Below are 23,156 nucleotides of genomic sequence, written 5' to 3' on the forward strand. Positions count from 1 at the left end.
TTAGCTTCCCGGTGACGCAAGGAAGTCAGAGGTTTCATCGAGTAATGAAACCTGATTTTAGCCAGCCGCAATTGCTAGCAGAAATTTCTTAGACAGAGGAGCAATAATCAGGTGGAAGTGGTCGCTGATCTAATCGTGGTTAACGCCAAGGTTCGCACAATGGATGAGAAGTGCCCGTTCGCAGACGCCATTGCGGTGTCCCAGGGGCGAATCGTTGCTGTCGGCACCCAAGGTGAGGTTGAAACGTGGGCAAGACACGGGACGACGCGGATCGATGCAGGAGGACGGTTGGTGCTGCCCGGATTTCAGGACACGCACATCCATTTTCAGCAGAGCAGTGCCGACCAGTTTCACAATGTCTCCCTTCATGACATCGAGACTGTCGACCAATTGCTTTCTGTTATTCATGAGTTTGCCGTGGCGAATCCAGGCAATCCATGGATAAGAGGCGTTGGATTTAACCCCGCTCTTTTTACCCCTGACGAGCTAACGAAAGAGCTTCTCGACGGTGTGACTGGGACCAGACCTGCCTTGATGCTGGCCAGTGATTATCATAATGGGTGGGCGAACAGTGCTGCCTTCCAGATTGCCGATGTGGCGCCTGGTAGTCAGGATCCCGAAAATGGGCAGTATTTGCGCTTGCCGGATGGAAGTCCCAAGGGCTGGATTGTTGAAGATGCTATTTGGGCGATGGCCCATGTGGCCCCTAGCTTCACACAGGCAGATTACATCACGGCCATGGAGCATTTCTGTAAGGTCTTTAACCGCCGTGGCGTGACCGGAGTGCTGGATGCGCTGGTGAATCGGAGAAACATGGAGGCCTACCAAGCATGTTACGAACGGGGGAATTTGACCCTTCGTGTCTGCGCGACTGCCAAGGTTTTTGCACACAAAGAACTGGATCAGCAGCTTCTGGAGCTGCGCAGCTTGCGAGACGAATTCAACACTGATCATGTACGTATGCATTCGGCTAAATTCTTCCTGGATGGGGTGTTGGAGAACGGCACTGCGGTGCTGCTCGAGCCTCGTACGGATGATGGGCTTAACGCAGCGTTGATGTTCGATCAGGGGCAAATCAACGAGTTCTTCGCCGCGTTCGACCGAGCTGGATTTCAGCTGCATGTCCACACCATTGGTGATGGGGCTGTCCGTGCCGCTTTGAATGGTATCGAGTTCGCTCAGAAGGTTAACGGTCGCTGGGACTCTCGCCATCAACTGGCTCATCTGCAAGTAGTCGATCCTTCCGATATCCCTCGGTTCAAGCATCTAGGGGTCATTGCGAATTACCAGACGTTTTGGGCCCAGCCTCATCAAGAGTTCGACGCAGTCGTTTCTAGGATGCTGGGTAAATTCCGCTCTGAGTGGGTTTACCCGATTGGGGCGTTCGTTAAGCAGGGGATCCCCTGCATGCTCAGCAGTGACTGGGGCGTGACGACTTACGACCCGTTCCAAATCATTCAGTGCGCCGTTACCCGGCAAAACCCAACGATGAACTCGAGCGAGAAGCCCCACACTCCCCAGCATAGAATCAGTGTGGAGGCTGCGGTCAAGGGGTACACCATCAGTGCTGCCTATGCGGCGTGGAGGGAGAACGTCACCGGGAGCCTCACGGTAGGAAAATACGCAGATTTAATCGTCCTGGATCGAGACATCTTTGAAGTGTCCCCTTATGAGATCGCCCAGACTGAGGTGTTGCTGACACTCTTGGAAGGTAAGGTGGTTCACTGTCAGGACGGGTTTATCTGACGCAGTATTGATCGCCGCCCCCATTTTCATCCCGCTCGCATGCCGAAGGGGCCGCGATTGTCCCCTAGCATCCGCTCACTCAAATTCAAGTCCGGAGCCCGCTTGGATCAGGTGGGATAGCTGACAATAGAATTACCTTACGTTAACGTAACGTTCGGGTGGAGATTTCTTGGGGGAGTCGTTTTGCTCTTGACTCACTGAGCGCTAGGTAAGCAGCCTCCAAGCATCGCTACCGGCGTATTCGTGGGCTTCCCCCACACCTTCTGATCACGTCAAGGAGGCTGTGGCGGCGTGATTTTTCAAGTTTGAGGATCTAAAATTCTGGAGTGGTTTTACTCACCCGGAGCAGCCCTGATGTGCGACAAGCATACGCAGTCGAAACATGAGTTACGTCGTCATCTCGACGATCAACTCTACTTCATAGACGCCTCCTGCAAGGCTTACGATCAGGGGTATACCGGTGAAGCCAAGCGCATCGCAACGGCTATCCGCACGTTGGTCAAAGACGCGCGGCAGAGCGTGTCGCTGTTGAAGCAGCTAGGTATGAAGGATACCTTCTACGATAGCTCGCTCCCCCCGCTGCCAGGCTTCTCGAACGGCTACAACGGGCTCGTTGGCAAGCGCATCGCGAGTGATGGTGTCACCTATGTTCCGCTGCTCGATAGCGAACTTCATAGTGAGCCAGTCTTCGTACCTTTTGAGCAGTGGTGGAGTGCTCCAGTGATTCAGGATTGGCAACGCGATCGAACAATGTCCCGGCGCGATCTGGTGCTGAGCATGACTGAACAGGATGGAGGTGCGCACGTTGACCCGCACCTCGATGGCCTTTATGCGGATCTCTCTCGCCGCAACATGTTGGGCGACATGAGCAGCAGCGACTTTGTTACGCTTCAACCATTGCAGGGCGCCGAGCGTGCTGCTGTCCGCCAGATAGGCCACGAGATTCTGAGAACGCTCCAAAAAAACTATCGGCAGTCCAACCCTGGCGATGCTTTGGTCATCCAGGGAATTTATCTGGTAACCGAGGGCAGCGAGGCTGAGATGGCGGAAGAAATAGCTGCCCGGCTTTCATCGGAGGATCAAGTCCAGTTGGGGACGACGCTTCCGCCTTTTCCAAAGTTTTGGGGCCGCTTCACACGAAACGAGCCTTGCCCTTGTGGAAGCGGCCGGCGCTATAAGCATTGCTGTGGGAGCCATGCATAGAATTGCCGTCCTCATTGCCACCTCTCCTTTGCAGGACTGGCAACGCCACCTTTACCCATCTAAAAGGGCAAATCGTCGTCTTCAATCGGAACGGTAGGCGGTGAAGACACTAGCGCCCGGTGGATGCTTCGGAGCCGTTCCTCAAGCTCGTCAAAGGTAACGATCAAAACATCTTTTAGACTGTTACGGTATTGCTCGAAAGCTCGCTGCTTTTCCCGGGTGTCGGGCGTGCGTCCGATGATGATAATGGCTGCAACTGCGTGGGCATGTACGCGGTCATCAAGCTCATCGGCAAGTATCAAGATATTCCGGTGAACCAGCGCTCGCTGGCTGATTACCTGGGCGACAGAGCCACTCAGTTCCTCGGAGGGCATGTACGTTTTGTTGCGATAGAGCTTGCCTAGCAAGTCGTGCTGGGCGTGCTTGATCTCAATGAGCGCCAGGTTCCCCGTGGCCTTGGCTGCCACCAAGAAATCAGAATGCTGCCCACCGCGGCCAGTAAAGCTTTTCCCGCCGACATAGAGGCGCTCAGCGATCATTTTAACCGGGTAACCGAAGGCCATGTCCAAGACGAAGGGATGCTCGCTCAGGAATGTTTGCCATTGAGCCTCCTTGGCGTTGCTCGTGAGCATCTTCGCAAAAACCTCGATCAGCTCACCTAGTGTGACCAGTTCAATTTCTGCTTTAAGGTTGAACAGTGTGCGACGTTCAGTCTTGGCCATGACATCTACGTTGTCGTGCACAAGTCTCGCAGCAGAATGTTGATCGCTCCTCGACAGCCGAGACGGACCTCGCCCGAGAGCGATAAGATCAGCCAGCACATTCGGAGGAAGCTTTTTTGCTTTGGGCGGATATCCGGGCGCAACGCCAGGGCATATAGTGAGGGACGCATTGAAGCCATCGTCCGCTTTCTCCTCGGTGCAGGGTTGGCCACCGAAGGTGGGTAGCCGGGCATTATCGGAGGCACGTTCGAAGATGCGCCAGTTTAAATTTTTAGCCCGGCTGGGCATTTTCAGCGAGGGTTGCCCCTGAGACGCACCGGCCGGCTGAGCATGTCGGGACGCCAGGCAGATTGCAGAGTGGGCTATGCAGACTCTCTGTCAAACAGGCTGATCATTGCCAGCGCAACGCCTGTAGAGCTCGCTGGATTTTGTCCGGTGACCAGCAACCCATCCACTACCACATGGCTCTGCCAGTCCGCGGCTTTGGAATAGACGCCGCCGAGCTGGTTGAGCTCCGTTTCCAAGAGAAACGGGACAAAGGTGGCGAGGCCGACTGCCTCCTCCTCACTGTTGGAAAAGCCGGTGACATTGCGGCCTGCGACAAGTGGAGCGCCGTCCGGGCGTTTTACTGAACGCAAAGCTGCCGGCGCATGGCAAACGAATCCGTGCGGTTTGGCGCTGGCAGAGAACTCTTCAATCATCGCAATCGATTGTTGGTCATTAGCCAAGTCCCAGAGCGGGCCGTGGCCCCCTGGGTAGAACACAGCATCGTACTCTGCCGCACATACATCGGTGAGCGGGCAGGTGCAAGAAAGTGCGCGCTGTGCGTCGAGATCTTCGTAATAACGTTGTGTCGATTCGCTTAGCGCATCCGGTTCATTGCTCTTAGGATCCAGGGGCGGTTGGCCACCGGCGGGTGAAGCCAACCCTACCTCAAGGCCTGCGTCTTTGAAGACGTAATACGGAGCAGCGAATTCTTCAAGCCAAAAGCCAGTTCGTTGACCTGTGTTCCCGATCTGATCGTGGGAGGTGAGAACCATCAAGATTTTCATGCGGGAGCCTCAATGAGCTGAACGGGCGATGGCGCCCGGTGGGACATAGCTCCCATTTTACTGCGCCACGTCGAATACAGCGCCACGTCCCGTCGACGCAGGTGGGGCCCTCGTGTAGAGCTCACTGCTACTTAGGAGCGGTGCTGATTGCGCCAGACTCCGGGTGTTACCCCGAAGGCCTGTTTGAAATGACGATTGAGGTGCGGCTGATCGGTGTAGCCACACTCCACTGCAACCTGGGCAATGCTCATAGGCGGTTCGAAAAGTAGAAGCGACTTGGCACGCTCCAATCTCATTTTTTGAACCCACTCCCGCGGAGGCATTCCTACCGTCTGCGTGAACGCCCGGGAAAAATGACTTCTAGACAGAGAGCACTCTGTTGCAACTTCCTCGATCGACAGGCTTGAGGCGAGGTTGGCAGCCATGACGTCTTTGGCTCGATTGACTTGAGCGGCGGTCAGCTTTATCGGGCCTGGTTTGATATCAATGCCGCCGTAATGCTGCATGACGTGGTTGCACAATGTGACAAGTGTGCAATCCAAAAAGAGGTGATTGTGTTTTCCTTGTGTTGTCAACGCCGGGAGCACTGACTGTGCCAAATGGAACAGCGTCGGATCCTGCACACTGTGACCATAGTTAAACCTGCCTACCTTTCGGCCATCAGTCTCCAACTGCAGGCCGTCGAACGTCGCCCTCGGAATGTTGAAGCGAACGTTGTCGTAGGGCGCTCGATGCTGGCACTTCAGCTCATCGCCCATGAACGGCAGGGAAGCACTTCCACGCTGATGGCCACCGTGATACTCCAAATGGTTGCCTTTCCACAATCGATGGTCAGCAAAGTCAGTGAGCTGAATAATCACCGAAAATGAGTCGCTCGGCGGGATATGGATTACCGCATTTGCATCAGGATGGAGATCGCGCGCTCGGATGAGCGTAACGTTTTCAGTGCTGATTTGGGTCGTGGTTCGGGAAGACAGGATGGATCCTCTCACTTCAAGTACTAGCTATCTCGCCGCACTTATAAATGCCGCGTGCCTCAAGATCTGACCTCTGCAGCTTCGTTCCAAGCGTGCTCGAACAGGTCTTGTACCGCCCGGTCGTGCGCATAGCGCGAATGTAGCCCTATCGCTGATTCTAGCTTACCTGCAAACCCAAAATCGCTGCTCGACAGCCATACCGTTTCAGGCGATATCAACGCGACCTTGGCACCAATATCCGGATGGAGCGCTATTCGTACACCCGGTAGCGCTCGTTTGATTGCGGCAGCGCTTTGGTGCGCAGTGACATGAGCGACGATCCACACATCCAGAGGCCGCTTCTCCAAAACCCGGATGATGTAATTCACGTCGGGCAACGCACGGGTCAAAATCCGAACTGTTCCTGTCATTTTCGCAAGTTGACTTAATCTCGTAGCCCACGTTGCAGAGCCAATGGAAAATTTCGCGTCAGGACACTGGAAAGCAAACCCACCGCTATCGTCACTAAATGCCATGCTTCATCCCTGATGGTTTATTGGTAAAGAACCGAGGAATCGATGGTGGCACACATCACAGCGATGATCGACGCCCGTAGCGCGCATCATGCCTTCCGCAACTCGATCAATGCGTCTGACGTCCCCCGATCGCGTTGGCTGCGCGCGTCTTGACCCTATATACCATCCGTCCGCCTAGTTTATTATCCCGGCCAGACCGCGCGGTCTTGCTAATGGCTGGGCGGCGCAGGGTCGCTACGATGACGCGTGGAGCAGAAGTCTAATGGCTCTCTAGACGGGAAGAGGAAAAGAGTATGACGGTGGCGCCGCGCCTGAATGAGAAAGCGATCGTTAGAAGCCTGCGATATTGGATCCCCAAGTACAAGGATTTGCTTGCGGCAGACAATGCCGACGGCGGGCAAGGGGCGTTCTCAATTTTTGAGCTCAACGACACGTTGCTCAAGGCTCTTTTCTCGACCGAATACGCTCGCGAGCATCTCGATTACGAGTTCTTCATGGCCGCGTTGCACCACGTCATTGTGACGTTGAAGATTGATGGCTCCCAACACGTCGTCGATGCTCTGCAGCAGTACGTGGTAGACCATGAGCAATACCATGACTGGGTATCTGTTTATCCAATCTCATTCAACAGCATCGCAAAGCAGATCCTCGGTCGGCCGGAGTTTGATGGAATTCTCAGGTTCGGTCGCTTTCGACTAGTGAGCGTTAAGGAGGGGTTTGAAGCTTTCCAGGAGGTCATGCGTTCAGAGTTTGGGGTATCTTCAGTCGATCCTGAATCCTACCGGCATCAAAGCACCCAAGCGGAAGGCGCGCTTCACGACGAATGTTTTTTAGCCTTCCATAGCCAAGGTTCAGAGGATGTGCGGGATGCAAAAGCTCGGCAGCGGCTCGCGTTTTTCTGCAGCTTGGCGGAAGTCTTCAGTACAATCAATGAGCCTTACGGAGGCCGTTTGCTGGAGGGCGGAAGAAAAGTACAACACGCCTTTCATATCAGAACTATCGATGGTGCCATTGATCGAGAGGTTTTGCGTACGCCATCGCGTCTCAACATCGATGCATCGTGTAGCTACTTCGATTTTCTGACGGCAAACGATTTCGAGTGGTATTGCAACAGGGTCTTTTGTTCCGGTGACAAGGTGCTCTCCCGGTTCAAAAATGCGCTCGCTTCATTCTCAAGGGGGTACGCTCGCGGGGACAATGTTGTTCGATTCATGTCGTTTGTAATCGCGATGGAAGAGCTATTCATCTTCGGTGAAAAGGTCTGGATCAAGGCTCGCCTCTCGCGATTCGTTTCATCCCTTTGCTTCCCGCCAGCGGAGCAAGACGAGGCCGCTAAGAAAGTAGAGGCCCTGTACAGCAAGCGCTCCCAGGCAGTGCACGCTGGCGGGTTCAACCCTACGGCTGAACAGGTTGATCAGGCGCAGCACTTTGCAGCACTCGCCATCTTCAAAGCATTCGAGGTCTACAAGGGCCTGACGCATGTGGTCAAACCTGGAGACATCGAAAAGCGGTACTTCCAAACCTTGGAGTGCTTGGCGGCTGTAGAGAGAGAGTCCACCTAGTGCCGCGACACGCGAAGCCAACTCGATATCGGCCCGGTGTAACGCTATGTTGGAGCGCTACACGCTGCCGGCAGCTTGGCACGTCCTGGATTCACCCGATTGGGGCATCCCGGGTGACCCTGATGTGGTTGCGTAAGCAGCGGTGTGCGCAGCGGGATGGCTCGCTTACTGAAAGCGGCAATTCGTGAACGACGACTCGAAAGCCTGCTAGTCCAAAGTCCTTCTGATTTCTGATTGCTGCGTACCTTCGAAGCTTTGGATGTCAGTTGCTGGGCAAGCCGGTGAAACTGGTCTGCGCAACGGGAGAAGCCTTGGCTGGCTGTAAAGTTCGGGCTCTCGTGTGTTTATGATTGATACCGCCTAGTCGGTAATTGCCAATCGGTTCAGCAACCTAAAAGGCCGGATCTATAATGTAAAAGCCGGCAATTTGCGGCGCAATCGGATCACAATCATGGATCGATCGGCAGCGTCATGGAGGTCAAATACGCGGAGAAAAATCATGAACCTAAATGGCTTTCTTGGATTAGTTCTCGCCGGCGTTACTGTGTCCAGCTATGGCGCAGACGTCAAACCATGCCCCAGCACCAATTCCCCCCCTCTAGTCGTTCCGTCCGCCAATTCTTCGCCTGCACCAACCAATACACCCGACCAGCCCTCGAACTGCCCAGACCAGCAGGCAGAAAACACTTCAGTCGGCGCAGGGCCTATTGCTCAAGATGGAGCTGACCGCGTGGGTGTTAATCGTGTTGCTCAGGATGGCGGCGATCGCGTTGGTGCTAATCGTGTGGCTCAGGATGGCGGCGATCGCGTTGGTGCTAATCGCGTGGCTCAGGATGGCGGCGATCGCGTTGGTGCTAATCGTGTGGCCCAGGATGGCGGCGATCGCGTTGGTGCCAATCGCGTGGCTCAGGATGGCGGCGATCGCGTTGGTGCTAATCGTGTGGCCCAGGATGGCGGCGATCGCGTTGGTGCTAATCGCGTGGCTCAGGATGGCGGCGATCGCGTTGGTGCTAATCGTGTGGCTCAGGATGGCGGCGATCGCGTTGGTGCTAATCGTGTGGCTCAGGATGGCGGCGATCGCGTTGGTGCTAATCGCGTGGCTCAGGATGGCGGCGATCGCGTTGGTGCTAATCGTGTGGCTCAGGATGGCGGCGATCGCGTTGGTGCTAATCGCGTGGCTCAGGATGGCGGCGATCGCGTTGGTGCTAATCGCGTGGCCCAGGATGGCGGCGATCGCGTTGGTGCTAACCGTGTGGCACAGGATGGTGGTGATCGCGTCGGCGCTAATCGGGTAGCAGGGTCGTTCCAGGAAGGTGATACGGTGCTGGCATCCAATGACATGCCGAGGGCTCTTGCATCGCGCGGCGGTGGAATTGGCTCTGACGCGGTCGCTTCCAGCATGGTTTACGCGCAGCGTATTGCACCGTAGCTATGTACCTGGTGCTCGACCTGGACGGTGGTTAACGGGTCTAGCATCCGCCCTTGAGGGCTCTAGGAGCCAGCAGAATTCGGGGCTTGGCATCACGCCAGCTAGGCCCCGTATGGAGCAACAAACGTTGCTCGAGCCAATCAATCGGTAAAGTCGATTGGTATTAGCACTAATTCGGCGCTTTAAATCATTATAATTGATGATAAGATCTTTTCATGGATTGGGGAGCCATCTCAATCAACGCTTTTCGAGGAATGAAAAATGATCGAGTTACGTCCCTTTAACAAACTTGGTGCAGGCCACCATGGTTGGCTTGACTCTAAACACCATTTTTCTTTTGCTGAGTATCAAGACCCGCAGCGAATGAACTGGGGCAATATGCGGGTGTGGAACGATGACACCATTGCTCCACAGACTGGTTTCGACACTCACTCGCACAGTGATATGGAAATTATCACCTATGTCCGTAAAGGTGCGATCACACACGAAGATAGCCTTGGTAATAAAGGCCGTACTATCGCCGGTGATGTGCAGGTCATGAGTGCAGGCACAGGTATTCGACATAGCGAATACAATCTGGAAGATGAAGTTACGCAGATTTTTCAGATATGGATTTTCCCGAACCAAAAGGGCTTGCCGCCTAGTTGGGGTACAAGACCTTTCCCTAAAGGTATGTCAGAAGGCGCTTTCGTGACGCTTGCGAGTGGACTGGATGGCGATGAAGATGCGCTTCCTATCCGCGGCGATGCCAGATTAGCGGCTGCAACTTTAGAGGCCGGCCAAAGCGCGCAATACAACATCGCAAAAGGCCGGAAAGCTTATTTAGTCGTCGCAACAGGTCAAATTGATGTGAACGGTGTGTTGGTCGGGCCAGGTGATGGCGCTGCTATTGATCGGGAGGACTCCCTCAATGTGCATGCGCTGGAACGTAGCGAAATTGTGCTCGTAGATGTGATCTGAGCGGTGGCAGGATTGGCGACCTAAGTCTAGTGTTATAGGTGGTTGCACCCTCAGTGGAGGGAAAACCAATTCTTAAGTCGCCATCACGAGGTGCCTACAGTGAGCTGGCTATCAAACCTGATTGCCCAACTGTTCGGTAGGGATACTGTGAACCCATCGGGAGAGGATCTAAAAATGGCAAAATTGCTCGTTCTATATCATTCAATGTACGGCCATATCGAACAGATGGCTGACGCTGTTGCTGAGGGTGCGCGAAAAGTTCCTGGCGTTGAAGTGACTGTAAAGCGCGTACCTGAAACAATGGATCCCGAAGCGTTTAAAGCCGCGCACGGGAAGACGGATCAGCAAGCAGCAGTGGCCTCGCCATCCGAGTTGGGAGATTTTGACGCCATCATCTTTGGCACACCCACCCGTTTCGGTAACATGTCTGGGCAGATGCGAAACTTCCTAGACCAGACCGGTGGTTTGTGGGCTAAAGGGGCATTGGTCGGAAAAATTGCAAGTGTGTTCACGTCAACTGGAACAGGTGGCGGACAAGAGATGACTATTACGTCTACTTGGACAACGCTTGCTCATCATGGGATGATTATTGTACCCATTGGCTACAGCGATCCCGCATTGTTTGACGTTTCTCAAGTCGGTGGTGGCACCCCTTACGGCGCCTCCACCATCGCTGGCGGCGATGGCTCCCGCCAGCCCGACGGTCGCGAGCTTGGTATCGCGCGACATCAGGGCGAATATGTGGCCAAACTAACCGTTAAACTTTCTAAAGGTTGATAGCCATGCGATATACCCTCTTTGATCGTCAAAAAGACCTGATCATTTTGATTGCACGTATCCTGCTTATGTATCTCTTTGTCACTTCAGGCTGGACGAAGCTGACTAACTTCTCGATGATCGAAGGGTATTTCGCTTCTGTAGGGGTGCCGGCCCCATCAATCGCTACTATCATCGCGATTGTCATGGAGTTCTTCGTAGGCATAGCATTGGTGGTGGGTTTCTTCACTCGGCCATTAGCGGCATTGATGGCGCTGTTTGTGCTGGGTACAGCGTTCCTTGGGCACCACTTCTGGTCGATGCCCGAACCTGACAAAACCGCGAACATGCTTCACTTCTACAAAAATCTGAGCATCATGGGCGGCCTGCTGTTACTTAGCGTTTTTGGCCCAGGTCGATTCTCTATTGACAAACGCTGATATGACCAGGAACAAAAAAGCGCCGAGAGGCGCTTTTTTTAGTTTTGACTAGTCACCAGGCTTCGCTATCGTATCGTTAAAGCCGTTATTGATTCGACGCCAGTAAGAGGGCGTGTATCCGACTAGTTTGCTGAACACCCTAGTGAAGTGGGAGCTGTCGGAAAATCCGCACTCGCTGGAGATATCAATGATTCTCGCGCTTTGCTCACAAAGTAGATGTTTGGCTTTTTCGATTTTAAGGTTTAGCAGGTACTGATGAGGGGTGATACCGGTTGAAATCTTGAATGCTCGGCTGAAATGGCATCTTGAGTATGAGCATTCGCCGGCTATAGCCTCGACGGTAATGCCGCTAATTAGGTTTGCCGCAATCAGCTCTTTTGCTCTTCGCTCTTGCCATGGAGCAAGCCCCCTAAATTTAGGTTGAGAAGATTTTTTCGCAAACTCTTCTTCTGTACGTGATGGGCCATTCTCCCTGCTAGAAGTAATCTGCTTGACGGAGTCTCCAGCTAGGTCGGGAAATTTCTTAGGGAACACATCATGTAGGATCCCATTATGAATTATTTCAAATTGTGTGCTTCCTTCGAGCGGCTGTAGGAGGGTGAAGAAAAGTCGTGATGAGGGCAGTAGCGGTACCAAGTTAGCAGGCATTTGCAGGTACTCGATCGCAGGACGTTTGTAGGAACGCTGATACGCACTGAGTAGAACTGATTCTGGCCGAAAAATCTGAGAGATCAACTACTCACTGTGCCATTCGTCGAGGTCATGAATTAATGAGACTATTGCGGAGTTTGCTAGTTCGAAGACGTTTTCCTGTCTTGTACGTGTGTGCTATGGAAATGTAAGGTTGGATCCTTGTAGCGTTTGGCTCATGAAGGGGCAATTGGTATCTAGTATTGCTCTAAATACTCTGCGCCTTTGTGATCACAAACGTTCTAAATTCGCACAGATGTACCTGATTTTTTTGTCATGGAGTCCGACAATCTTGGCTCTCACACCCGAACCTGGAGAATCGCCATGGCAACCGCAAAAGCCGCACCCGGTAAAGGCCTGCTTGACCCCAGCAATCACGCACTGGTGCTGATCGACTTCCAATCGCAGATGGCCTTCGCTACCAAGTCCATCGATGCCGTTACGCTGCGCAACAACGCCGCACTTATCTCCAAGGCCGCAAAGGAGTTCAAAGTCCCAGCCATCCTGACCACCGTGGCTGAGAAGAGTTTTTCCGGCCCAATGTTTGAGGAGATTACCTCGGTCTTCGAAGGGCAGAAGCTCATCGATCGCACCAGCATGAACACCTGGGAAGACAAGAACATCGAAGTGGAGGTCAACCGGATTGGCCGGGATCGTCTGGTGTTCGCAGGCCTCTGGACATCTGTATGCATCGTCGGCCCAACCTTGTCGGCGCTCGACCAGGGCTTTGAGGTCTACGTGATTTGCGATGCCTGCGGAGATGTATCGGACGAGGCTCACGAAAGGGCGATTGAACGGATGGTGCAAGCCGGTGCGCGCCCCATGACCGCTCTGCAATATCTGCTGGAACTACAACGCGACTGGGCTCGTACAGATACCTACAACGAGACGGTGAAAACGTCGGTGGCACATGGTGGGGCATACGGTTTGGGCCTCATCTACGCCAAAACGATGTTTAACGCCTCTGAAGGGCACTGATATGCGTGCGCCCTGGGCTGATGGGCTCAGGGCGCTGTGGACACAGCCCCGCAGCCTCAAGAATTGAGGGGCGCTAATCGATTTTGATCGACTAGCGGCATTCTTTTGCCGAACGCAAGCCTGACTGGAGGCAATCAGGGGGAGCACGCGATGAGCAATGGCAGTGCAAATGAAGTCGCCACACTGGTGGTTCGTCACCGGATCAAAGAAGGTTCGCTCAAGGCATACGAGCAGTGGCTGCGGGCGACGATCCAAACTGCCAAAACCTATGAGGGGCATCTAGGCATTGATGTGTCGCCCAGCGAATGTGGAGGCTTGCCGCTTTACACCTCAGTGCTTCGATTTTCCTGTACCGAGAAGCTGCAGAAATGGCTCGAGTCCAATGATCGCCGCCAACAGATAGCGAAAGTCCAGGACATGCTCGCCGATGGTGACCATACCGAGGTTAATCAGGATCGCGAGTTTTGGTTCAACCCAACTATGGGGCAGTCGCCACCACCACGGTGGAAGCAGGCCTGTGTGACCTTCATTGTGATCCTTCCCCATACCTTGCTGGTTCCTCTGATCTGGCAGCCCGTCTTTACCCGGGTACCCTGGTTGCAGGGTTACATAATGAGTACGGTTGCGGTCACCGTGACTATCGTGTTGTCAGTGGTCTACCTCTTCATGCCGCGCGTTACCCGCTTGTTTGAGCCTTGGTTAAACGCCCGGCCAACCGAGAAGAAACCATGAAAAAAGATGAGTCGATGGACAGCGGTCGCAGGCGCTTTGTTGCTGATACCTCGGTAATTGGAGCAGTTGGTGCCTTGTGGTGCGCATTGCCATTTTCTGCCTCAGCAGGTGCAGGCTCTTCCTCTTCATCGAGTATTTCAGGAGGCAAAATGAACGCCGATTTCATCCTGGTAAACGGAAAGTTTCACACTGTAGACCGCGAGCGCCCGACAGCGAGCGCTGTGGCTATCAGGGACGGGAAGTTTCTAGTGGTGGGCTCTGACTCTGAGGCCATGGCAGTGAAGGGAGCCACTACCCGTGTGGTAGATTTGAAGCGGCGCACGGTTATTCCGGGACTCAACGACTCGCACTTACATCTAATCCGCGGCGGGTTGAACTACAACCTGGAGCTGCGCTGGGAGGGCATCCCGTCCCTGTCTGACGCCTTGGGGATGCTGAAGGCTCAAGCCGACCGCACCCCTGCTCCGCAGTGGGTGAGGGTGGTGGGCGGATGGACTGAGTTCCAGTTCGCCGAACGACGCATGCCGACTCTGGACGACTTGAACAAAGCGGCTCCTGATACCCCAGTCTTTGTGCTCCACCTCTATGATCGTGCACTGCTCAATCGTGCTGCATTGAAGGTCGTGGGCTACACCAAGGACACACCCAACCCCCCAGGTGGAGAAATTCAAAGGGACGCCAATGGCGAGCCCACCGGGATGCTCATAGCCCGTCCGAACGCGATGATCCTCTACTCGACCCTTGCCAAGGGCCCAACGCTTCCCTTGGAGTACCAGGTGAACTCCACGCGCCACTTTATGCGTGAGCTCAACCGTCTGGGTATCACCAGCGCCATTGATGCCGGCGGCGGTTTCCAGAATTATCCAGACGACTACAAGGTGATCAGTGACCTTGCCGCCAAAAACGAATTGACGGTCAGGATCGCCTACAACCTGTTTACGCAAAAACCAAAGCAGGAGCTCGCGGACTTCCAGAACTGGACGAACCTCGTGAAGCCGGGCGATGGCAGTGATTTCTTCCGCCATAACGGCGCAGGGGAAATGCTGGTGTTCTCAGCCGCCGATTTTGAAGACTTCCTGGAACCTCGACCTGACCTTCCCAAAACGATGGAGGAAGAGCTTGAGCCCGTCGTGCGCCATCTGGTTGAGCATCGCTGGCCGTTCCGTTTGCACGCGACGTATAACGAGTCCATCACGCGGATGTTGAACGTCTTCGAGAAGGTGAATCGCGATATACCCTTCAATGGCTTGGTGTGGTTTTTCGACCACGCGGAGACAATCACACCTGAAAACATCGCACGGGTGAAAGCGCTTGACGGCGGTATCGCGATCCAGGATCGCATGGCATTCCAAGGTGAGTACTTTGTAGATCGGTATGGCAACAAGGCGGCAGAGCAGACGCCGCCCATCAAGCGCATGCTTTCCGAGGGCGTGCCTGTGGGTGCGGGTTCGGATGCTACCCGTGTTTCAAGCTACAACCCGTGGACATCCTTGTATTGGCTGGTCAGTGGCAAGACGGTAGGGGGCTTGGGGCTCTACCCGGAAGGATTGAGCCGAGATACGGCTCTTGAGCTTTACACCCATGGCAGTGCCTGGTTCTCTTCCGAGCAAGGGAAAAAGGGGATGATCAAGGTGGGCCAGCTCGCAGACCTCACAGCATTGAGTGCTGACTACTTCAGCGTCAACGAAGATGCGATCAAGTGGATTGAGTCTGTTCTCACCGTGGTGGACGGCAAGATTGTCTATGGCGCTGAAGAGTTCGATACGCTGGCTCCCAAAGCTATTCCCGTCTTGCCTGACTGGTCACCGGTGGCCAAGGTGCCTGGGCACTGGAAGCCTGTTGCCGCTGCAGTGGCGCAGGCCCATCAGTGTAAGGGTGCTTGCGCTGTCCACGCCCATAGCCATGAACGAGCTCGCAGTTCATCAGTGCCTATCAGTGACTTCCAAGGTTTCTGGGGGGCATTCGGCTGTTCGTGCTTTGCGTTCTAAGGCCGCGACGATCCACAGGCCTCTTTAAAGGGCTTGTGGATCATCCCCGAACATTCATCGACCAGGTACATGGAGGCGAGCCATGATCAGCAAACTCACCATGACGGATGAGCAGCGAAAATCGGTCATCCTTGAGTATTTCAGGGCATTCGATAACGGTGGTGTCACGCCTGATGGCGGTAGCATCCTTGATCTGTTTGCCGAGGATGCGCAGGTGTATTTTCCCAAATGGGGGATTGCAACTGGTCGGGCGCAGATCGGTGAGATGTTCAATGAACTGGGTGCCCGACTGTTGTCGATCACACACGATTACGCGCATTTCAACTGGGTGTTTTCGGGCACCGATGTCGTCGTTTGCGAAGGTACCAGTCACGGCGAGCACGTTGAGGGTTCATGGTGCGCTGGAAGCCCGGATTGGGGCGCAGGCTATTGGTGTGATGTCTTCGAGGTTCGTGACTGGAAAATCAACCGTTGCTTCATCTACCTCGACCCCGATTATGGGGGAGGGGATACGAGTCGATATCCTTGGTTATCGAAAACAACGTAGGGCGCTTGACCATTCAGAGCGTGCGAGTAGCAGCTTTGTTGGCTGGATCTAATCACTAGAGGTGATCCACGATGAATCCCGTTGAACGCATGTCGGCGTATGCCCCCGATCTTGCTATGTTGTGGATGCGTGTTTGTGGCGCGGTGTTGCTGATCGCCGTGCACGGGCTTCCCAAGCTTGTGCATTTTGATCACGAGCTGCAGGTCATCGAGGATCCGTTCGAGATGGGGGCTCAGCTGACGTTGTCACTGGCCATCTTCGCCGAAGTGATTTGTCCCATCGGAATCATCCTGGGGCTCTTTACTCGCCTTGCTACCTTGCCGGTGCTGTTCTTGCTGGCCGTTTCGGTTCTCTACGTGCATCCCGAATGGAGTTTGGAACAGGGGCAATTTGCCTGGCTGCTGCTGATCATTTTTTCCACCATCTTGATAGGTGGGGCAGGGCGATTCGGGATTGCTCACCTTGCCGCCAACCGGTGGCCTGTACTCGATACCCTATAGGCACCTTATGAGCGTTGTGAATGCGCAGCCGGTAGAGTCAGCATGGGGGCCTCTCAAACATCGGATGTTCAAATGGCTGTGGCTCGCCAGCATCACTTCGAACATTAGCACCTGGATTCACGAGGTGGGTGCCAGCTGGCTGATGACGTCCCTTACCACGAGCTCCCTGATCGTTTCGCTCGTTCAAGTGGTCAGTGTGGCGCCGTTATTTGTTCTGGCGCTTCCTGCCGGTGCTCTGGCAGATATCGTTGATAAGCGCCGTTTTTTGCTCACCGTGCAAACTGGCATGGCAGCGGTTGCGCTGGCTCTTGCCATTCTGACCTGCGGCGGATGGGTAGATGCGTCATTGCTGTTGATCATGACGTTCCTGATGGGAATTGGAAGTGCTCTGACCTCACCTGCCTGGTCGGCACTCACACCTGAATTGGTGCCTGCCACCGACTTTCCGGCGGCGATCTCACTCAGCGGCGACCACTTGCGCCACCACAACCGGGTGACGCGAGCAGAGCTCAAGATTGAAGCAGCAGCCAGGCAATATCAGATTGACGGAAAGCCGCCTACTATTCGGCATTTGCTCGACGGCTGAAGCGCATTTCCGACGCTTGCGGATTATCAAAGTATTTTAAGGCTGTATTCCATCACAAAGTAAATCCGGTCGATGTCCGGGCCACCCTGGGCGTCGTTGCCACGATGGGAGACGTGGGTGAAATGCAGGAGCAGGTCTTTCGCTGGGCCGGTTTGAATCGTATAGCTCAAATCGATATCGCGCTCCCAGTGCTTGCCGCCGTCACCTTGCTGGGGGACAAATGCTTGGGCATCGGTATCGAACGGGAAATATGCTCCCCCCAGCGGTGCGCGCGTGCCATCGATATTCCGCCCCGTCACGTAGCGGGACATAAACTTGAGGCCGGGTGCTCCCAACGATGCGAAATTCAGGTCGTATCTAGCTTGGTAGGAGCGCTCATGAGCACCGTTGAAGTCGGCAAACTTGATCGAGTTGGCCAGGTAGATTGAATCGCCCCCAACAAAATCAAAAGGGGTGTCACCGTGGATCTGTTGAGCGGCCAGGGTGAACGCTTGGGCTCCAATCGTGTGTTTCGCCGATACACTGTACGCCGTGTTGTTAATGACACCAGCGACGGCCCGGCCGTAGTCGACAGTTCGATAGAGGTTGAAGTCTACCAATGTATCCCATCGTTGAGCGTACAGGTTGGCGTAGTATTGCCTCCAGGTGTCTGTGAGCTGCGATGCGTAAAACCTGCCTCCAACGTTAGGGTTGGAGGTTACGTCGACCCCAGCGAGGCTGATGGCGCCTACATCGGTGCTAAAGCCGTACCCGAGGAAGTCGCCCTTGGAGGAAGATGAGTCCTGGTTCTTGAACGCTGTGAAGCGTCCCGCGACCAGGTGAACGTTTGGTACATCATCGCTTTCAAGCAGCCAGCCGGTCGCGTACTCGGGCTGAAGGCGCTTGTCGGCAGTGTCGAATACAGGTGTTTCAACTTCCATCTCGCCGAATTTTAATTTGGTTTTGAACAGCCGCGCCTTAATGACACCGCCGGCATCACTGAAATCGTCAGGTGCTGCGCCGTCGCTGCCCTGCGGTAGGAGCCCTGTGCCGGAGTGACCTTTCCCGCTGTCCAGCTTGATCCCCAGAAAGCCGTGGGCATCAACCCCAAAGCCTACCGTGCCTGGGGTAAACCCGGACTCGAATGTGGTGATGAAACCTTGTGCCCATTCTTTCTGATAGTTTTTCGCAGCGTTAGAGGCACGATTGTCGTTGTACAGAAAGAAATTCCGCGCCAAGACACTGAGCGTCGCTCCTTCCGATACCTCAGAATCTTCCGCCTCTGCCAGGTCAGCGACAGCCAAGGTTCCAGCGCATAGCAAGCAGACACACAGGCCAGGGTTCCTCATGGTGTACCTCCCAATGAAGACCCCTAGCATTCCTCAAGGCCATTAGCTATGCAGGTACATTTGTGCCTTTCTCCCGTACTTCGGACAAAGCGTGCCCCAATAACCTTCAGGATCTCTCTGGCCGGTATCCAGGTTACTTTCGTCTTGCGCAGGCACGAGTGGAGCAGATGCCCAACGACTGATTTTTTGCAGATTTGCCATTGTTGGCTCGCATGTCAAAGACGAGCACCTGCGCATCCACGGCGCGGGTAAATTCCACGGCCTGGACGTCGCTCAGCCTTACACCGTCACCTTCCGCCACGTTTTCTCCATTCACCTTGAGTTTGCCAGCGACAACATGAACGTATACGTGCCTGCGTCCTGTTACGGGGAAGCTAAAGGAATCCGCCGGGCCGAAATCCCCGGCGTAGATTTTGGCGTCCTGGAGTATCTTCAGCGAGCCATCTTGCCCGCTTTTTGAAGCGACCAACTGCAGCTTCCCGCGCCGCTGAACAATGGGGAAATGTTTCTGCTGGTAGGTTGGTTTGGTGCGCGACGAATGTGGCGTCAGCCAGATCTGCAAAAAATGGACGGGTTGCGTAGTCGATCCGTTGAACTCGCTGTGCTCGATGCCAGAGCCTGCGCTGATGAGTTGGAAGTCTCCTGCCTTCATTTTCGCGCTGTTGTTAAGCGTGTCGCGATGGGCGAGGGTACCTTGCAGCACGTAAGTAAGGATTTCGACATCGCGATGTCCGTGCTGACCAAACCCTTTACCAGATACCACCCAGTCATCGTTGATCACACGCAAGTCAGAAAAGCCCATCTCCTGAGGGTCTTTATAGGTGCCGAACGAGAAGGTATGGCGTGACTTAAGCCAAGGCAATCGGGTGCTGCCTCGTTCACCGGCCTTGCGAATCTCTAACATGGTTTGCTGCCAGGATTAATGAAGGTCGCTAGCTTAGAGCGGTTGTTCAACGCATAAAAACGATAAAAGCTGACGAAAAGAATCGAGCGCCTCGATGGTTTCTACCGGACATCACCTGCGACTGGAGATGGCGCACACCTAATGATGATGTTTGATCGAAACTGTGAGCTTTCTGATCGGAGCGGGGCCTATGGGTAAACACTCAGCCGCTAGAATTTTGCTCATCGGTTCTGACACGTTCAGGCCGCTCTCAACCGCTGTTCAGATTTTGAGGCTACGTGATGAAATTAGTGAGTCAAAGTTTCGCAGATCAGGCTGTCATCCCTGGTGAGTTCGCATTTGCCGTCATTGATCCGGCTCAGCACATCGCATTGTCGACTAACCGCAATCCCCATTTTGCATGGTCGGATGCTCCAGCGGGTACTCAGTCCTTCGCGTTGATCTGCCACGATCCAGACGTCCCAAGCCGTGGTGACGATGTTAACCAGGAAGGTAAAACCGTTTCCAAGGATTTGCCACGCGTAGATTTCTTCCACTGGATTTTGCTGGATTTGCCCGCCACTCAGCACGAAATTCAAGCTGGGGCCTTCAGCGCGGGCATCACCGCCCGTGGGAAATCGGGGGAGCCTGTGCAGGGCCTGCGCCAAGGCATCAACAACTACACTGACTGGTTTGCCAGCGATCCAGACATGAGCGGTACCTACTTCGGTTACGACGGCCCTTGCCCACCATGGAACGACGAAATCGCCCACCGCTACATCTTCACCCTGTACGCACTGGACGTTGCAGCGCTGAAGGTCGAAGGCGATCTCACAGGCCCGAATGTCCTCAAGGCTCTGGAAGGTCATGTGTTGGCTAAAACTTCCTACACCGGTAGCTACACACTGAACCCGGCTGTATAGTTCGGCCGCCAAGGCGTCCTCGGACGCCTTTCCAACGACCTGCACCTCTTGGGGAGAGATGTGAACAGTACGTCACATGCTAAGCAAGCACCTATTGCTCGCCCCAAGCTGTGCGGGCTCGCGCGGCCCGTGCTCACCCGCGAGCAGTCCTCCAAAAACTTCCGTTTCCTGGATGCCACCCTGTTGTTAGTGGTGTCAGGGGAGCTTGAGTTTGAAGGGGACGTCGACAGTTTTTCCCTTGCGGATTCGATCGCGGCACTAGCCGTCCCCAAGAGCGCAACTGCCAATCTGGTGAAGACGCCGGGTGGTGCCTTGAACCAGTTTCGCTCGATTTTCCTCACGTTCGCCCCCGAATTGATCTCTGATTTCTATCAGCACTATCAGGTTCCTTCCAAAGGCGAACTAGATGAGGGCTGCTCTGAAATCACCATCGACCCCGACTTCTCCCAAACCCTGGATTACTGCATTCGAGCCATTGAAACTGACCAGGTGGGCGATCGGCAGCTGCACAATCGACTGTTGGGTGTGCTTCTAGCCATGGAAGCAAGGGGCGTGGTGTTCGCGCGGCCTTCGGTTACGGCCATTGGGGATCGCCTCAAGGAGCTTATTTCCAGTGCGCCAGACAAACGATGGACAGCCGTCGAAGCCAGTCGCGCCTTGGCGTTAAGTGAGGCTTCGTTTCGCCGGCGACTGGCGGAGGAGGGGCTTAACTTCTCTGGCATGCTCAGAGAAATTCGCATGCACCATGCCATGCTGCTGCTCCAGACCACCACATTCAGTGTCACACAGATCTCCGATGCCTGTGGCTACAATGCTGTCTCGCGGTTCTCGGCACGATTCAAAGACCGCTTTGGATGCTCGCCAGGTAGTGTTCGTTAAGCACGGTCGTCCGCGCTCCTGTTTAACCCCCTCCGCTACACGCAGCGACTGGTGCCCGCAACCTGCGGGTGAGCGCTGTTCTGTCCAATCTTCCCAACGCTGAAAGGCTCTGCGCCGCTGCTTGTAGCACACCCCGCGTTCGAGCCAACTTGATTGTTGATGGAATGCGCAATGAACTGCTGATCGCAGAGTCAACTATCTAAAAAGTCGGTGGCTATGCGTAGTAATTTGCGCTTTTTACGGTGCTTTGTTGAATGGATGATGTCTGGAGATTCCTAACTCAACCTGGAGAACAGACATGATCGAGCTGCGCCCATTTAAAGAACTTGGCGGCGCTCACCACGGTTGGCTGAACGCGAAACACCACTTTTCTTTCGCAGGTTATTACGATCCAGATCGAATGAACTGGGGTCGTCTGCGCGTCTGGAACGACGACACGATCGCACCGCAGTCGGGCTTTGCTCCACACCCTCATAACGACATGGAAATTATCACCTACGTCCGCCAGGGAGCGATCACCCATCAGGACAATCTGGGTAACAAGGGGCGCACCGTCGCCGGCGACGTTCAGGTCATGAGCGCTGGTACCGGTATCGCGCACAGCGAATACAACCACGAACCTGGCGTTACCAAAATCTTCCAGATTTGGATTCAACCTGATCACACTGGCTTGCCGCCCTCCTGGGGCACCCGTCCGTTTCCCAGCGGCGCTTCCGCCGGGCGTTTCGTGACTCTGGCCAGCGGGCTGGAAGGGGACGAAGAGGCGTTGCCAATTCGCTGCAAGGCTCGCCTTGTGGCGGCAACGTTGGAAGAGGGGCAGGGTACCAGCTACGTGATCGAAAACCGCCGTAAAGCCTACCTGGTGGTTGCGCGGGGTAGTATTCAGGTGAACGGGAAGACCCTGAACGCAGGAGATGGCGCGGCCGTTAAAGACGAGACCTTGCTGGATTTCAAGGCCTTCGAGCAGAGCGAAATCGTGATGGTGGACGTCGCCTGAGGCAGGAATTTCACGCGTAGGTTCAACATCAGGTAACACAAGTCCGTTTCAATGACAGAGGTTCCAACATGGGTTGGCTCAGCGATTTATTAGCCAAGGTTGTTGGCAGTGATTCCCACGCTCCACACAAAGAGGAAGTAAAGATGGCAAAGGTACTGGTGCTTTATCATTCCATGTACGGTCATATCGAGACCATGGCCCATCAAGTCGCCGAAGGAGCACGTAAAGTGCCGGGCGTAGAGGTCACCATCAAGCGTGTACCGGAAACTATGGATCCGGAAGCCTTCAAAGCCGCTCACGGCAAAGTCGACCAGCAAGCCGCGGTTGCGAGCCCGGACGAGCTGGGTAACTACGACGCCATCATCTTCGGCACCCCAACTCGCTTCGGCAACATGTCGGGCCAGATGCGCAACTTCCTGGATCAGACGGGTGGTCTGTGGGCAAAAGGCGCCCTGGTAGGCAAAGTCGCCAGCGTGTTCACCTCCACCGGTACCGGTGGTGGCCAGGAAATGACTATTGCGTCCACTTGGACGACCCTGGCTCACCACGGCATGATCATCGTGCCGCTGGGCTACAGCACTCCAGCGCTGTTCGATGTGTCTCAAGTCGGTGGCGGTACTCCTTATGGTGCTTCGACCATCGCTGGTGGCGACGGCTCGCGCCAGCCTGACTCACGGGAACTGGAGATCGCTCGTCATCAAGGCGAATATGTTGCCAAGTTCGCAGCCAAACTCGCGAATGCCTAAGGCTTGATGCAGTAATA

The 23,156-nt window shown here is 54.7% G+C and carries 23 protein-coding genes and 1 pseudogene; 17 read left to right on the forward strand and 7 right to left on the reverse strand.

Annotated elements, in window-relative coordinates; translation table 11 throughout:
• The first annotated feature begins 111 nt into the window (after positions 1–111).
• Entirely contained in the window at positions 112–1,746 is a 1,635-nt protein-coding gene (locus QBK88_RS15305; protein ID WP_277962673.1) for an amidohydrolase, read from the forward strand.
• A 354-nt stretch (positions 1,747–2,100) separates the two neighbouring features.
• Positions 2,101–2,949, forward strand: a complete 849-nt coding sequence (locus tag QBK88_RS15310) for an SEC-C domain-containing protein (protein WP_277962674.1) — start codon at positions 2,101–2,103, stop codon at positions 2,947–2,949.
• Positions 2,950–3,008: 59 nt separating this feature from the next.
• On the opposite strand, the gene QBK88_RS15315 is transcribed toward QBK88_RS15310, so the two are convergent.
• From QBK88_RS15315 to QBK88_RS15330, 4 genes are all read right to left on the reverse strand, one after another.
• A complete protein-coding gene (locus tag QBK88_RS15315; RefSeq protein WP_277962675.1) occupies positions 3,009–3,671 on the reverse strand; it encodes a Shedu immune nuclease family protein in 663 nt (220 codons plus the stop codon).
• A gap of 362 nt (positions 3,672–4,033) precedes the next feature.
• Entirely contained in the window at positions 4,034–4,723 is a 690-nt protein-coding gene (locus QBK88_RS15320; protein WP_277962676.1) for a type 1 glutamine amidotransferase domain-containing protein, read from the reverse strand.
• A 131-nt stretch (positions 4,724–4,854) separates the two neighbouring features.
• Positions 4,855–5,715, reverse strand: coding sequence for a helix-turn-helix domain-containing protein (locus tag QBK88_RS15325; RefSeq protein WP_277962677.1), 861 nt, complete (start codon positions 5,713–5,715; stop codon positions 4,855–4,857).
• A gap of 44 nt (positions 5,716–5,759) precedes the next feature.
• Entirely contained in the window at positions 5,760–6,215 is a 456-nt protein-coding gene (locus QBK88_RS15330) for a hypothetical protein (protein WP_277962678.1), read from the reverse strand.
• Between the two features lie 293 nt (positions 6,216–6,508).
• Between QBK88_RS15330 and QBK88_RS15335 the strand changes: the two genes are divergently transcribed.
• The 5 genes from QBK88_RS15335 (at position 6,509) to QBK88_RS15355 (ending at position 11,362) form a co-directional block, all read left to right on the forward strand.
• Positions 6,509–7,777 carry a HEPN domain-containing protein gene (locus QBK88_RS15335; RefSeq protein ID WP_277962679.1) on the forward strand — a complete coding sequence of 423 codons (1,269 nt, stop codon included), beginning with the start codon at positions 6,509–6,511 and terminating at the stop codon, positions 7,775–7,777.
• A gap of 707 nt (positions 7,778–8,484) precedes the next feature.
• Entirely contained in the window at positions 8,485–9,072 is a 588-nt protein-coding gene (locus QBK88_RS15340; RefSeq protein WP_277962680.1) for a hypothetical protein, read from the forward strand.
• A gap of 395 nt (positions 9,073–9,467) precedes the next feature.
• Positions 9,468–10,166: a pirin family protein gene (locus QBK88_RS15345; RefSeq protein ID WP_277962681.1), complete on the forward strand. Its 699-nt coding sequence runs from the start codon at positions 9,468–9,470 to the stop codon at positions 10,164–10,166.
• A 174-nt stretch (positions 10,167–10,340) separates the two neighbouring features.
• Entirely contained in the window at positions 10,341–10,943 is a 603-nt protein-coding gene (gene wrbA / locus QBK88_RS15350; RefSeq protein WP_277962682.1) for an NAD(P)H:quinone oxidoreductase, read from the forward strand.
• Positions 10,944–10,948: 5 nt separating this feature from the next.
• Positions 10,949–11,362 (forward strand): DoxX family protein, encoded by a 414-nt coding sequence (locus QBK88_RS15355; protein ID WP_277962683.1) that lies wholly within the window; start codon positions 10,949–10,951, stop codon positions 11,360–11,362.
• Between the two features lie 48 nt (positions 11,363–11,410).
• Here the strand turns inward: QBK88_RS15355 and QBK88_RS15360 are convergent, their stop codons facing one another.
• Positions 11,411–12,010 carry a helix-turn-helix domain-containing protein gene (locus tag QBK88_RS15360; RefSeq protein WP_277962684.1) on the reverse strand — a complete coding sequence of 200 codons (600 nt, stop codon included), beginning with the start codon at positions 12,008–12,010 and terminating at the stop codon, positions 11,411–11,413.
• A 366-nt stretch (positions 12,011–12,376) separates the two neighbouring features.
• On the opposite strand from QBK88_RS15360, the gene QBK88_RS15365 reads away from it, so the two are divergent.
• The 6 genes and pseudogenes from QBK88_RS15365 to QBK88_RS15390 all read left to right on the forward strand — a co-directional run.
• Positions 12,377–13,030, forward strand: a complete 654-nt coding sequence (locus QBK88_RS15365; protein WP_277962685.1) for a hydrolase — start codon at positions 12,377–12,379, stop codon at positions 13,028–13,030.
• A gap of 150 nt (positions 13,031–13,180) precedes the next feature.
• Positions 13,181–13,762 carry an antibiotic biosynthesis monooxygenase gene (locus QBK88_RS15370; RefSeq protein WP_277962686.1) on the forward strand — a complete coding sequence of 194 codons (582 nt, stop codon included), beginning with the start codon at positions 13,181–13,183 and terminating at the stop codon, positions 13,760–13,762.
• Between the two features lie 149 nt (positions 13,763–13,911).
• A complete protein-coding gene (locus QBK88_RS15375; protein ID WP_277962774.1) occupies positions 13,912–15,750 on the forward strand; it encodes an amidohydrolase in 1,839 nt (612 codons plus the stop codon).
• A gap of 82 nt (positions 15,751–15,832) precedes the next feature.
• Complete coding sequence (locus tag QBK88_RS15380) at positions 15,833–16,297, forward strand: nuclear transport factor 2 family protein (protein WP_277962687.1); 465 nt, start codon at positions 15,833–15,835, stop codon at positions 16,295–16,297.
• Positions 16,298–16,368: 71 nt separating this feature from the next.
• Positions 16,369–16,797, forward strand: coding sequence for a DoxX family protein (locus tag QBK88_RS15385; RefSeq protein ID WP_277962688.1), 429 nt, complete (start codon positions 16,369–16,371; stop codon positions 16,795–16,797).
• Positions 16,798–16,804: 7 nt separating this feature from the next.
• Positions 16,805–17,263, forward strand: a pseudogene (locus QBK88_RS15390) (MFS transporter); the annotation flags it as partial.
• A gap of 146 nt (positions 17,264–17,409) precedes the next feature.
• Here the strand turns inward: QBK88_RS15390 and QBK88_RS15395 are convergent.
• Positions 17,410–18,711 carry an OprD family porin gene (locus tag QBK88_RS15395; protein WP_277962689.1) on the reverse strand — a complete coding sequence of 434 codons (1,302 nt, stop codon included), beginning with the start codon at positions 18,709–18,711 and terminating at the stop codon, positions 17,410–17,412.
• A gap of 133 nt (positions 18,712–18,844) precedes the next feature.
• Positions 18,845–19,615: a pirin family protein gene (locus QBK88_RS15400; RefSeq protein ID WP_277962690.1), complete on the reverse strand. Its 771-nt coding sequence runs from the start codon at positions 19,613–19,615 to the stop codon at positions 18,845–18,847.
• 281 nt (positions 19,616–19,896) lie between these two features.
• Here QBK88_RS15400 and QBK88_RS15405 point away from each other — a divergent pair, with 281 nt between their 5' ends.
• From QBK88_RS15405 to wrbA (QBK88_RS15420), 4 genes are all read left to right on the forward strand, one after another.
• Positions 19,897–20,517 (forward strand): YbhB/YbcL family Raf kinase inhibitor-like protein, encoded by a 621-nt coding sequence (locus QBK88_RS15405; RefSeq protein WP_277962691.1) that lies wholly within the window; start codon positions 19,897–19,899, stop codon positions 20,515–20,517.
• Between the two features lie 129 nt (positions 20,518–20,646).
• A complete protein-coding gene (locus tag QBK88_RS15410; RefSeq protein WP_277962692.1) occupies positions 20,647–21,396 on the forward strand; it encodes a helix-turn-helix domain-containing protein in 750 nt (249 codons plus the stop codon).
• A 298-nt stretch (positions 21,397–21,694) separates the two neighbouring features.
• The gene (locus QBK88_RS15415; RefSeq protein WP_277962693.1) at positions 21,695–22,393 is read left to right on the forward strand and encodes a pirin family protein; all 699 of its coding nucleotides are present in this window, start codon (positions 21,695–21,697) and stop codon (positions 22,391–22,393) included.
• A gap of 143 nt (positions 22,394–22,536) precedes the next feature.
• The gene (wrbA, locus tag QBK88_RS15420) at positions 22,537–23,139 is read left to right on the forward strand and encodes an NAD(P)H:quinone oxidoreductase (RefSeq protein WP_277962775.1); all 603 of its coding nucleotides are present in this window, start codon (positions 22,537–22,539) and stop codon (positions 23,137–23,139) included.
• Positions 23,140–23,156: the final 17 nt, after the last annotated feature.

Origin of the sequence: Pseudomonas sp. RIT-To-2 (assembly GCF_029623465.1) — a bacterium.
In the GTDB taxonomy this organism is placed as follows: Bacteria; Pseudomonadota; Gammaproteobacteria; order Pseudomonadales; family Pseudomonadaceae; genus Aquipseudomonas; species Aquipseudomonas silvicola.